The sequence below is a fragment of the Bacillus sp. T2.9-1 genome, from assembly GCF_950097965.1.
GTDB lineage: Bacteria > Bacillota > Bacilli > Bacillales > Cytobacillaceae > Niallia > Niallia hominis.
In genome coordinates this window covers 37,372-48,919 of record NZ_CATNHG010000090.1, presented here as the reverse complement: position 1 = coordinate 48,919, position 11,548 = coordinate 37,372, and the positions used below count along the sequence as shown (strand labels likewise).

12 protein-coding genes are annotated in these 11,548 nt (G+C 35.1%); 3 read left to right on the top strand and 9 right to left on the bottom strand.

Annotation, left to right across the window (positions count from 1 at the left end; translation table 11 throughout):
* The first annotated feature begins 215 nt into the window (after positions 1 to 215).
* Positions 216 to 674 carry a hypothetical protein gene (locus QQZ16_RS11745; RefSeq protein WP_031538276.1) on the top strand — a complete coding sequence of 153 codons (459 nt, stop codon included), beginning with the start codon at positions 216 to 218 and terminating at the stop codon, positions 672 to 674.
* A gap of 109 nt (positions 675 to 783) precedes the next feature.
* On the opposite strand, the gene QQZ16_RS11740 is transcribed toward QQZ16_RS11745, so the two are convergent.
* The gene (locus QQZ16_RS11740; protein WP_268817986.1) at positions 784 to 906 is read right to left on the bottom strand and encodes a hypothetical protein; all 123 of its coding nucleotides are present in this window, start codon (positions 904 to 906) and stop codon (positions 784 to 786) included.
* A gap of 400 nt (positions 907 to 1,306) precedes the next feature.
* Between QQZ16_RS11740 and QQZ16_RS11735 the strand changes: the two genes are divergently transcribed.
* The gene (locus QQZ16_RS11735) at positions 1,307 to 1,786 is read left to right on the top strand and encodes a hypothetical protein (protein WP_031538275.1); all 480 of its coding nucleotides are present in this window, start codon (positions 1,307 to 1,309) and stop codon (positions 1,784 to 1,786) included.
* 338 nt (positions 1,787 to 2,124) lie between these two features.
* On the opposite strand, the gene glnA is transcribed toward QQZ16_RS11735, so the two are convergent.
* The 5 genes from glnA to spoVK form a co-directional block, all read right to left on the bottom strand.
* The gene (gene glnA, locus QQZ16_RS11730) at positions 2,125 to 3,462 is read right to left on the bottom strand and encodes a type I glutamate--ammonia ligase (RefSeq protein ID WP_031538274.1); all 1,338 of its coding nucleotides are present in this window, start codon (positions 3,460 to 3,462) and stop codon (positions 2,125 to 2,127) included.
* A gap of 33 nt (positions 3,463 to 3,495) precedes the next feature.
* Positions 3,496 to 3,915 (bottom strand): MerR family transcriptional regulator, encoded by a 420-nt coding sequence (locus tag QQZ16_RS11725; RefSeq protein WP_031538273.1) that lies wholly within the window; start codon positions 3,913 to 3,915, stop codon positions 3,496 to 3,498.
* Positions 3,916 to 4,026: 111 nt separating this feature from the next.
* Positions 4,027 to 5,295: a methionine gamma-lyase family protein gene (locus tag QQZ16_RS11720; RefSeq protein ID WP_031538272.1), complete on the bottom strand. Its 1,269-nt coding sequence runs from the start codon at positions 5,293 to 5,295 to the stop codon at positions 4,027 to 4,029.
* On the bottom strand, positions 5,296 to 6,570 hold the full coding sequence (gene hflX, locus QQZ16_RS11715) for a GTPase HflX (RefSeq protein ID WP_031538271.1): 1,275 nt from the start codon (positions 6,568 to 6,570) through the stop codon (positions 5,296 to 5,298).
* Between the two features lie 177 nt (positions 6,571 to 6,747).
* Entirely contained in the window at positions 6,748 to 7,701 is a 954-nt protein-coding gene (gene spoVK / locus QQZ16_RS11710) for a stage V sporulation protein K (protein WP_031538270.1), read from the bottom strand.
* A gap of 339 nt (positions 7,702 to 8,040) precedes the next feature.
* Between spoVK and QQZ16_RS11705 the strand changes: the two genes are divergently transcribed.
* Complete coding sequence (locus tag QQZ16_RS11705; RefSeq protein WP_031538269.1) at positions 8,041 to 8,655, top strand: Type 1 glutamine amidotransferase-like domain-containing protein; 615 nt, start codon at positions 8,041 to 8,043, stop codon at positions 8,653 to 8,655.
* 156 nt (positions 8,656 to 8,811) lie between these two features.
* Here the strand turns inward: QQZ16_RS11705 and hfq are convergent, their stop codons facing one another.
* The 3 genes from hfq to QQZ16_RS11690 all read right to left on the bottom strand — a co-directional run bounded on the left by hfq (position 8,812) and on the right by QQZ16_RS11690 (position 11,525).
* Positions 8,812 to 9,051 carry an RNA chaperone Hfq gene (gene hfq, locus QQZ16_RS11700; protein ID WP_031538267.1) on the bottom strand — a complete coding sequence of 80 codons (240 nt, stop codon included), beginning with the start codon at positions 9,049 to 9,051 and terminating at the stop codon, positions 8,812 to 8,814.
* A gap of 27 nt (positions 9,052 to 9,078) precedes the next feature.
* A complete protein-coding gene (gene miaA / locus QQZ16_RS11695; RefSeq protein WP_031538266.1) occupies positions 9,079 to 10,041 on the bottom strand; it encodes a tRNA (adenosine(37)-N6)-dimethylallyltransferase MiaA in 963 nt (320 codons plus the stop codon).
* 125 nt (positions 10,042 to 10,166) lie between these two features.
* The gene (locus QQZ16_RS11690) at positions 10,167 to 11,525 is read right to left on the bottom strand and encodes a DUF4030 domain-containing protein (RefSeq protein ID WP_031538265.1); all 1,359 of its coding nucleotides are present in this window, start codon (positions 11,523 to 11,525) and stop codon (positions 10,167 to 10,169) included.
* Positions 11,526 to 11,548 lie beyond the last annotated feature (23 nt).

The window sequence follows — 11,548 nt, the reverse complement described above, 5'->3', positions numbered from 1 at the left end:
TGACATTTGCAGTTTGGGCATTGATCAAACAATGGAAATTCATTCTTTTTTCCTCTTTCCCCATACTCCACTAGGCTAATACCAAAATCATGAAATTTGATCATAAAAAAACTCCCCCTTCTAATATGCAAAAAATTTAGCACATTATTCCAGAGAAGTATATAAACAATTCTGAAGGAATTTGAAAATTCCAACGGTATTTGAGAGGATATAAAGTGACAGTTTACAGAAATAGCGAGAAAATGAAAGAGCTTCGAGTCTCTGTAAAACAAAAAGGTTGGATAGATGATGACTCTGAAGATTTACATTTATATCGACTACCTGACGGAAAATATACGGTAGCTTCTGGTAATCACCGCATATTTTTATCGCATCAAATAGACATACAAAAGATTAACGCGATGGTTTCCCTTTTAATTCCAGAAAGCTACATACCCGAGAATATAAAAGCCAAAATAAAAGATTATGAGGATAAAGAGAAGACATACCAAATAGAAGTGGAAAAGATCCGCGAATCCTTGGAAGCCCTTGGAGAAATTCGCAAAAACGTAAAAGATGAATTTACTTATAAGAACTTTTGTAATCTAAGAGATGAAATGTATAATAAACGTCAATATCTCCTTCTTAAATTAGCCAAATTTTTAAACTTGGTACCCCATGAAGCAACAGAGTAATCGATATTACCTAATAGAAAATCTGTTCCTATTTATGTAGTAAAACAAAGAAGACTGCAAAATATCCAATCGAATATCTTTGCAGCCTCTTTTCCCTTTTCATTATACATTAAGCTTTTCCTGTTGAAGGAAGTGTTTTTCCTTCTTCACCAATAGTTAAATGAACATCTTTATTAAAATCTATATTTAAAATTGTAATAGTTAAATCGAGACCAAAAATTGTAATTAGCATAAAAGTCACCACCTTTATTAAAAAATACATATAAGCAATCATATTATTAATAAAAATAATTGCTTGTCCTTCCAATATAAGATATGAAAAATTTTAAACTATTGATTGTGTAGATAAATAATTTTAATCTTCTTTAGTACCCTTTCTCTTTATCTGCTCTTCCAATTTTTCTCTCTTCCACTTCACCTAAAAGAATATTATTATACATTCTTCTTTCAGATTTTTTAGATTATCCCCTTTTCTTAATAACATTACTTATTGCTCTCTGAACCGAAATCCATTTTTACAAATCCTATTTCTTAATGAAGATTCAAATTCCATTAATTTTTCACCTTTCTAGGTATAAAAGGTGGTCTTATAAAGAAGAATACCTATTAATTACTTCAGAAGGAGAAAAATTATGTTTGTATTACTAACGAGAATACTCATTGTTTTCATTTCATGGTGCGGATTTTTTGTAATTCCTAAAAAATCTATCTTTAAGTTTTTACCAGTTACTCTGTTTTCAACTATATTTTTATTAGTGGAAACATTACTCTCCATGGAATTTAAATGGTGGAAAGTAAAAGGTGGGATAAAAGGGAAAATTAATAATGCCTTTACATTTATTTTCGGTCCTTATTTTGTCGGAAATATCATCATTTTTCATTTCACCTATAAAAAATTTTGGCTATATGCCCTCCTAAATGGCATTATGGATTATTTACTAGCATATCCACTCAATAGCTTTTTTGAAAAACATAATTTTTATAAGCTCAAAAAGGTAAATAGTCTTTTTCTTTTCCTATCTGCCTATCTATATGCAATGCTAAATTATGGATTTCAAAAAATAATCGATAAAAATGAGCCAAATAATGAGCTCAACAACAGACCAATATAAGAAAATTCAAATTATGGTGATACAGGAACTGTATTAGCATAATTTTTTTGTTAGGATTAGTATAAAACAATTGTCACATAAATTAATTCTTCTACTGGATCTTAGTTGCAAAAAAGGTTTCAAAAAATGTTAGTAATGGATTCAGGAGTTAGTATGAAGTTTAGACAGGATTGATTATGTCAAGGAAGCATAGCCGACTAAGAAAATGATGATTTTTTTCTATATTTTTTTAATATTTCCAGGTGTAAGGTGGGCATCATTTCATTTATTTTTTGACTTACCCTTACTCCCACAAAAGAAAAAAGCCCCGGCACCTACAGCGCCAAGGCTTCTACTTCTTAATACATTTCCATGTATTGATCTCTCTCCCAAGGATGGACTTGCGTTCTGAACATGTCCCATTCAATCTCTTTTGCCTCAACAAAGTGAACAAGGATGTGCTCGCCTAGTGCGTCGATCATTGTTTCATTTTGTTTTAATTCTTCTAATGCATGGGCTAGGGTTGATGGTAAGTCAACAATGCCTTCTGCAATTCTTTCTTCTTTGCTCATGATATAGATATTTCTATCTACAGGAGCTGGAGGAGTCAATTGGTTGGCAATTCCGTCAAGTCCTGCTTTAAGTAAAGCTGCCATAGCTAAGTATGGATTTGCTGCTGGGTCCACGCTACGTACTTCTACACGAGTGCTTAGGCCACGTGATGCTGGAATACGCATTAATGGGGAACGATTTCGAGCAGACCATGCTACATAGCAAGGTGCCTCATAGCCAGGAACTAGGCGTTTATATGAGTTTACAGTCGGGTTAGTAATAGCAGTAAAGCTAGTAGCGTGCTTACCGATACCGGCAATAAATTGAAGTGCTGTATCGCTTAATTCTAACTCACCTTTTGGATCGTAGAAAACATTCTCGCCGTTTTTGAATAAGGAAAGGTTGCAGTGCATCCCTGATCCGTTCACGCCAAATAAAGGTTTTGGCATAAATGTTGCATGTAGACCATGCTTACGAGCAATTGTTTTTACTACTAATTTGAATGTTTGAATTTGGTCACATGCTGTAATTGCATCTGCATATTTAAAATCAATTTCATGCTGACCAGGTGCTACTTCATGGTGAGAAGCTTCAATTTCAAAGCCCATTTCTTCTAATTCTAATACGATATCACGACGACAGTTTTCCCCTAAATCTGTAGGTGCTAAATCAAAGTAACCACCATTATCGTTAAGTTCTAGAGATGGTGCGCCTTTTTCATCCAATTTGAATAAGAAAAATTCTGGCTCAGGTCCAAGATTAAAGTCAGTGAATCCTAAGTCTTCCATCTCTTTTAATATTCTTCTTAGATTATTACGAGGATCGCCTTCAAATGGTGTTCCATCTGGGTTGTAGATATCACAAATCAAACGTGCAACTTTCCCTTTTTCAGCTGTCCAAGGGAAAACGACCCAAGTATTTAGATCAGGATATAGATACATATCTGATTCTTCAATACGAACAAATCCTTCGATAGAGGAACCATCAAACATCATTTTGTTATCCAATGCCTTATCTAGCTGGCTGATTGGAATCTCCACATTCTTGATTGTTCCTAAGATATCCGTAAATTGTAAGCGGATAAATTTTACGTTACTTTCACTTGCAAACTTTCTAATGTCATCTTTAGTGTAATTTTTAGCCACGACTATTCCTCCACTCCCTACTTTTCTTCTTATCTATTTTTGAAAATAACGAGACATGTCTCCTTGTCTCATAGAGGGACGATGAGTATTATTAAAGCGACCTGCATTTAATAATTCTTTGCGCAATAATTTGCGTAAATCCTCATCCGATAATTCTCTGCGTGCTTTTTCTGCTTCTTTCTTCACTTCATCTGTCAGCACTTGTTTTTCTTGAACAGAGAAAATTTGTTTAATTCCAGCAAGGTTTACTCCTTGATCAATTAGATCTTTAATCTCCAATAATTTATCAATATCCGATAATGAAAAAAGTCTTCTATTGCCATCTGATCTTGCTGGAGCCACTAATTCGTGTTCTTCATAGTAACGAATTTGTCGAGCAGACAGCTCTGTTAATTGCATGACAATACTTATTGGAAAAAGAGGCATCGATCGACGAATTTGACTACCAGACATAGCATTCGGCTCCTTTAAATTGATTTAATCCACCTTCATTATATGATTGGGAAAAAAAGATGTCAACTAATGTTACAAATTCTTCCCAATTCATGTGACTGATTACTATATTCAAATAGTAATCAGTTTTTGTTCTAGTAATCGGTTAATCGCGATACATATCGCAATTTTCACATGGGAATAGGTTAATCCCCCTTGTACGTAAGCTACATATGGTGGTCGGATTGGACCATCTGCTGTTAATTCGATGCTTGCCCCTTGAATAAACGTTCCTGCTGCCATAATAACATCATCTTCATAACCTGGCATGTAATTTGGATATGCCGTCACATGGGAGTTTATTGGCGATGCATATTGAATGGCTTGGCAAAAAGCAATCATTTTGTCTTTATCATCAAACTGAACAGACTGAATAAGGTCTGTTCTCTTTGTATTCCAGCTAGGAGAGGAATTCATTCCTAATCGCTCTAGCATTGCTGCTGTGAAAATAGCTCCTTTTAAGCTTTGTCCAACAACATGTGGAGCAAGGAAAAAACCTTGGTACATTTCTTGAAGGCTATAAAGAGAAGCACCCGCTTCAGCTCCGATTCCAGGGGAAGTCATTCGATAAGAACATGCTTTTACAAACTCCTCTTTCCCAACAATATATCCACCCGTTTTCGCTATTCCGCCACCTGGATTTTTAATTAACGATCCAGCCATTAAATCTGCACCAACATGGCATGGCTCGAGATCTTCTACGAACTCTCCATAGCAATTATCAACAAATACAACGACATCTTCTTTAATCTCTTTTACAAAGGCAATCATTTTCTCAATCTCCGCAATTGGAAAAGAAGGTCTTGTTGCATACCCTTTGGAGCGTTGTATGCCAATCATTTTTGTATTTGCATGAATGGATGTAGCAATTTTTTCATAATCAGGCTGCCCGTTTGGAAGCAATTCCACACTGTTATAGCCAATATTAAACTCACGTAGAGATCCTATGCCTTCGCCTCTAATTCCTACGATTTCTTCTAATGTATCATATGGTTTACCTGTAATATACAGAAGTTCATCGCCAGGCCGCAAGATCCCAAACAGCGCTGTGCTAATAGCATGTGTTCCAGAAATAATTTGTGGTCGCACCAAACCAGCTTCCCCACCAAATACTTCTGCATAAATGCTTTCTAACGTGTCACGGCCATTATCATCATATCCATAGCCAGTTGATGGGATAAAGTGGGATTCACTTACCCGGTGATTTTGAAAGCTTGATAAGACACGAAATTGATTGGTATCGATTCTTTTATCAATAGCTTGATGGACTTCTTTAATTTGTTCTTCCACTTCATTTACTAACGTTTCTAGCTGTGTTCCATATGTTAACTGCTTATACATCTATTTCTCCCATTCCTCTACTTCTATCGGCTTTTTATATTTTAAAATAGCATGTTCTTTTAAGGCATACCCTTTACATAAATAGGTTTGTGTTTCTTCATCAAAAATTAAGCTCCGAAGTACTGTCTCATTTTTAAGCTGTGACAATAATTTACCATTATTGCTTTCAACCGTTGTTTCATAATATTCCATGTTTTCAATCATGATTTGTTCAATCGTTTGCTTCAGCCTTTCCCTGTCTTCCTTATCAAAAGCGCTAATTAAAATGCTTTCTGTCTTTGATGTTGGCACAAATTTCGAATGCACCAAATCTTTTTTATTATAGACAGTTAAATGTGGAATCGCAGGTATTTCCAAATCTTCTAGTAATTTATGTACTGTTTCCTCATGCTGATAATATTCCTCATTTGAGCTATCCACAATATGAAGCAATAAGTCTGCTTCGCGTACCTCTTCTAAGGTAGACCGGAATGCGGCAACTAATGTTGTTGGCAAATCTTGAATAAATCCTACTGTATCCGTAATAAGTGCCGAAAAGCCACTTGGCAAAATCAATTTTCTAGTCATTGGATCTAATGTTGCAAACAAGATATCTTCTTCAAATGAATCTGCTTCTGAGAGACGATTAAACAAAGTAGATTTTCCTGCGTTCGTATAACCAACTAATGCGATTTGGAAGGCTCTATTTTTCTTCCGTCTTTCACGATAGCGATCTCTATGTTCGACAATAACGCTTAATTGGCTTTTAATATCATCAATTCTTCGTCTAATATGTCTTCGATCTGACTCAAGCTTCGTTTCACCAGGCCCTCTTGTCCCAATCCCTGCGCCAAGTCTGGATAATTGGAGACCTTGTCCACCTAATCGCGGCAAAAGGTATTGCAATTGGGCTAGCTCTACTTGAAGCTTCCCTTCTTTTGATCTTGCCCTCGATGCAAATATATCTAGAATAAGCTGGGTGCGGTCAATGATTCTTGCATCCAAATTCTTTGATACATTGCGAACCTGACTTGGTGATAATTCATCATTAAAAATGATTAAGTCTGCTTCTAATTCTTCTGCAAGAGTTTCTAATTCTTCTACTTTCCCTTTGCCAATATAGGTAGAAGGATGAATTCTTTCTCGCATTTGCGTTAATGTTGCAACTACTTGTCCATTCGCTGTTTTCGTTAAATTTGCAAGTTCTTCCATTGAATATTCAAATCTGGCAGCGTCATTTTGTGTTTCACAACCAACCAGGATTACTTTTTCTTTATCAACTTTGGTTTCTTTCAACTATGTAACCCTTCTTTCCATGCCGAACTTCATCTATTATAGCAAACAAAATCCAATTCATCTATTTGCTCTTTATAAGATTACCCAAATTATAACGAAGTAAAAATGAATTTGAAAAAGAATGTAAAAAAGCTATTCCAAAAAGTAAACAACTCTTTTAAGAATAGCCTATAAACCTTATTTTTCATTAGAGTCTAACAGTAAATCATTACTTCTTATTGTCATTAGTTCGTATTTATCATAATTACTTTGCATTAATAAGCGCATGGCTTGGGCTCTTATCGATTTCTCGATGATATTGCGGATGTATCGACCATTTGAAAAGCTTTTTGGATGCTGGATATTTCGTACATAGGAAAGATGTTCTTTTAGTTTTTTTTCCGCCTCATGGCTTAATGCATATTCTCTTTCTTTTAGCATACGATCTGCAATCTCCATTAGCTGATCGGTGGAATAATCAGGAAAGTCAATGACAAGGGGGAACCTAGAGTGGAGACCAGGGTTTAAGGATAGAAAAAAATCCATTTCCCTTGAATAGCCTGCCAATATTAAAATAAAGTCATGCTGTTTATCTTCCATATGCTTTACTAATGTATCGATTGCTTCTTTTCCAAAATCCTTCTCTCCGCCTCGCCCTAGCGAATAGGCCTCATCAATAAATAAAATTCCTCCCATTGCTTTTTTTACAAGATCCCTTGTTTTCTGGGCTGTATGTCCGATATATTCGCCAACTAAATCAGCACGCTCTGCTTCAATTAAATGACCTTTTGATAAGACATTCATTTTTTGAAAAAGCTTGCCAATTAGCCTTGCAACCGTTGTTTTCCCTGTACCTGGATTGCCTTTAAACATCATATGCAGTGCCTGTTTCCCCGTTTTCAGACCATTTTCTTCTCGCTTTTTATTGACATAAATCCATGCGTATATCTCTTTTATCATTTTTTTCATTTCATCCATGCCTACAAGGCTTCCTAATTCAGCCTCAATTTCCCTAAGTGCTTCGTGTTCACTTGGAACAGTTCTTTTGATTGACTCAGCTTCTGGCTTTTCCTTTGGAAGAACCTTCTTTTTCTGTGAATTGATTACTACGCTGATCTGTCCATTATTCTTCATCCGGATTGGATGCTCCAAAAGCCACACCTCCTCTTAAAACAAAACGCTAAAAATCTCGCCCATCAAAAGCTTCATTTATGAATTTTTTAAGTATTTTAATCTATTCATACTGTTTGCCACTATTCCCCATTGTTAATGTATATTCAGAACCTCTTCTATTCATTAAACTATTTTAGATTATTTTTTTATCCCCATACAAAGCCTAGTCTGTAACAAGAAATAATCCTATTTTAAACGAATATTTTAGTTGGGTGGATTGGTAAGATAAACCTTAATTTATTTGCTCTTCATGGTAAAATAGAGGGAATTATTTTTAATATTCAAAGATTTATTTTGTATCATAGGGGGGATATAGAAATGGCTAGTATTTTTTTAACTTCAAATGGCTTTTTTACAGAAACAATAAAAGGTGAGTTTTTAGCCACACTTAAAAAACAAAGGATAAATCCGAAAGCTGTCATTATTACTACGGCCTCCACACTTAAAGAAAAAAATAGACTTGCCCTTAAAACGAAAAATGATTTTTTCGAAATGGACATAAAGCATGTCGATTTTATTGATGTTGAAGTGGAAAAGGGAGAAAGACTAAAGGAGTATAATATCATTTATATTAATGGTGGAAACCCCTTTCGCTTACTATATTTTATGAAAAAAAGCGGCGCTGACTTGATATTAAGATCATTGTCAAAACAAAATACTATCTTAATAGGAGCAAGTGCTGGTGCGGTTATTTTAGGACCTTCAATCGATGTTGTCCAGCATTTTTCTCCAGAGTTGAATGAGATAGGCTTGAATGACTATACAGCATTATCGTTAACAGATATCGCTATTTTTCCACATTATGATCGAGAAGATGTTTTTAAAGAAGACACTGGGAAGAGCATAGAGGATCGCTTAAGTGAATTTGAAGAATGGAATAATATCTCAGTAACGAGATTAAAGGACGACCAATACATCCTAATAAATAGATAAATTCGAATAATGCGCACACAAAAAAAGCTTGAGGATAATTCCCCAAGCTTTTTTTGTGTGCTACCTTAAATTGCTATGTACCAGTATCCCCGGACAGCTAATCTCCCACTTATCTCGAGAGCGCCTTAAAGTGAGATTAAACACCGATTAGCCACGTTATTGAACTTGTGTACCTTCTAAATCAATTTGTACATTTTTTTGTGGAGCAAATGTAGAAATCGCATGCTTATAAACGAGCTGTTGCTTTCCTTCTGATTCAAATAATACGGTGAAATTATCGAAACCTTTTATAAATCCACGTATTTGGAATCCGTTTAATAAGAATACCGTTACGTTTGTGCCGTCTTTACGCAGTTGATTTAAAAATTGATCTTGAATGTTAACTGATTGCTTCATGAAAATCCTCCTCTTTTCTCTCTACTATTATGTATTCGATTTTATTTTTAACATTCCTTCTAAATAAGACGAAATTTCCTGTAAATTTTTTGTTATGTCATGTGTTTTGACACTTTCTGTCATATCAAACCATTGTACATTCATTTTGTTGCGAAACCAAGTTAATTGCCTCTTTGCATATCTCCTCGAGTTCTGCTTTAACTCCTCAATTGATTCATCCAAGCTTTGCAGACCATCGAAATACTTATAGATTTCTTTATAACCAATAGCCTGAATGGATTGGCAGTCTCTAATGCCCTTTTCATAGAAGTGCTGAACTTCCTCTATTAAGCCGATATCAAGCATTTGCTCCACTCTTTTATTAATACGCTCATACAAAACACTTCTTTCCATCGTTAAGCCAATTAACGCAGCATCATAAAGTGAGTCCTGCTTCTGTTCTTTTTGAATATCAGACATTTTTCTGCCAGTGACATGAAAGACCTCCAATGCTCGAATCACACGCCTGACATTATGATGGTGAATGGCAGCAGCAGCTTCTGGATCTACTTCTTTCAACATATCATGAATAGTTAGGCTTCCTTCCGTTTGCGCCAATTCTTCTAATTTCGTCCGGAATTCCGTGTCTGTTGCCGTTTCTTGAAACTGATAATCGTATAAAACGGCTTGAATATACAAACCAGTTCCGCCAACAATAAATGGCAATTTACCTCTTGAAGTTATTTCCGTGATTTTTTTTCGAACAAGCTCTTGAAATTGTGCCACAGAAAAACCTTCATCTGGTTCTACAATATCAATTAAATGATGGGGAACCCCTTGCATTTCATCCTTGGATATTTTTGCTGTCGCAATATCCATTCCTCTGTAGATTTGCATGGAATCTCCGCTAATGATTTCCCCGTCGAATTTTTTTGCCAGTTCAATGCTTAGATTGGTCTTCCCTACAGCAGTAGGTCCGATTAATACAACGACTTTTTCCTTTATGGTCAAATGATTCAACTGCCTTTTTCAAACATTTAGCTAAATTTTATGCTATTATAATTATTTTATCACATTCCTGCGTGCAGTTTAACCTGTAAGCATTATTACCCAAACTTTATAAAATATACAATATTTTAATAATCGAGGTTTATTTTTTTCTTACCTGCTGAATAAATATTTATCGTATAAGTATCATTTTGAACAAGCATGTTTATTTCGTCGCTTTGTAAAAATTGGTCTAACGATCGTTTAATAGCACGTGCTATCTCTTCCTTGCTTTTGTCTTTTGTTAGAAAATACGTATAAATATCGATGATTACGTTTTTCTCCGTTGCATTGGTCCTTATTCTTTCTATATTATATTCCTTGCCTAACAAAAATCCTTCATTGAAATAGGGTGATAGTTTTAACCATCTTTCTCTTCGATCAACTATTTGCTTATCATAATAGGAAACTGTCACTGGTGCTTTATGATGATATCCATTTAAAATTTCCTGGACACGCAAAAGTTCTTTTTCCTCTTTTACTAGTTCAATATCGTTAGGAAGCGATACGATCCATCCTATTACTTTTCCTTGATCGGAATAGTCTCCTGGCCAAAGTTTTATCCTTTTCTCGTCTGCCTCTGTTACTATTTTATAGGCTGTTTGGTCCTTGCCTAAAGCTTTTAAATCATAATCCAATTCAACAGTATAAGTAATCTCTTTATCCTTCAATATTTGATAAACAAAAGGAATGATTTCCGACTTCTTTTGATAGAGTTCTTCCTTCTCCACGCTAATATAAACTTCAGCTTCCTCAAAATTGACCAAAACAGAAAACCCATCCTCCTGAAATGCTTCTGTTAATTGCGCTTTTATCATTTCGTCCAATTTATTTCCTTTATAAATCATTAATAAATCAGGTCCTTGTTTCGCTTGTGTCTTTTCTACAATGCCGATATTCATTGCCCCGCCGACGAGAAGAAGATGGAAAATGATGAAAGAGTACAATGCAGTCTTTTTAACATTAATCAAACTCCTCTTATATACATCATCAATTGAGAAGGGATATGCTAGGGTCTTCCCTTTCTCCAGTAGCCTGTCCACAAATGAAGCAAGTGAAATTCCGTTTGTTGCCAGTTGCTGTAGAAATGAAAATTGTATTCTCCTAATCTCTCTTATCGATTTTCGAACGATTCTAGCAATCTGCCTTTTATCTAACTGAAAATAGTAATGTAGCAAAAGAATAATCTGATCGATTTTACCAACCGAACTAAAAGAAAATTCAGAAAATAAAGATTCAAACACCGTTCTACTCTTTTTCACCTTCAACTGTTTTAAAATGTAGCGGTATCCTCTTTCTATTACATGAGGGGTATACCACTTTGTCGAAGGCTTTATTAAAAAAGCCTTCACGATTTTAAGTGCCTTTTCTCTATCGCCTGTAAAGAATTCTGTAAATAAAAGCCAATCTTTCACTTGATTGCTTTCGACAAGCTGCAACCCCTTCATAGTACCCCCTCCCTTTAAGAAAT

Excerpts from the sequence above, each read along its gene's own strand:
- QQZ16_RS11720 (WP_031538272.1), bottom strand. The coding sequence starts at position 5,295 with ATGTATAAGCAGTTAACATATGGAACACAGCTAGAAACGTTAGTAAAT.
- QQZ16_RS11740 (WP_268817986.1), bottom strand. The coding sequence starts at position 906 with ATGCTAATTACAATTTTTGGTCTCGATTTAACTATTACAATTTTAAAT.
- QQZ16_RS11725 (WP_031538273.1), bottom strand. The coding sequence starts at position 3,915 with ATGTCTGGTAGTCAAATTCGTCGATCGATGCCTCTTTTTCCAATAAGT.
- hfq (WP_031538267.1), bottom strand. The coding sequence starts at position 9,051 with ATGAAGCAATCAGTTAACATTCAAGATCAATTTTTAAATCAACTGCGT.
- QQZ16_RS11705 (WP_031538269.1), top strand. The coding sequence starts at position 8,041 with ATGGCTAGTATTTTTTTAACTTCAAATGGCTTTTTTACAGAAACAATA.
- QQZ16_RS11735 (WP_031538275.1), top strand. The coding sequence starts at position 1,307 with ATGTTTGTATTACTAACGAGAATACTCATTGTTTTCATTTCATGGTGC.
- QQZ16_RS11690 (WP_031538265.1), bottom strand. The coding sequence starts at position 11,525 with ATGAAGGGGTTGCAGCTTGTCGAAAGCAATCAAGTGAAAGATTGGCTT.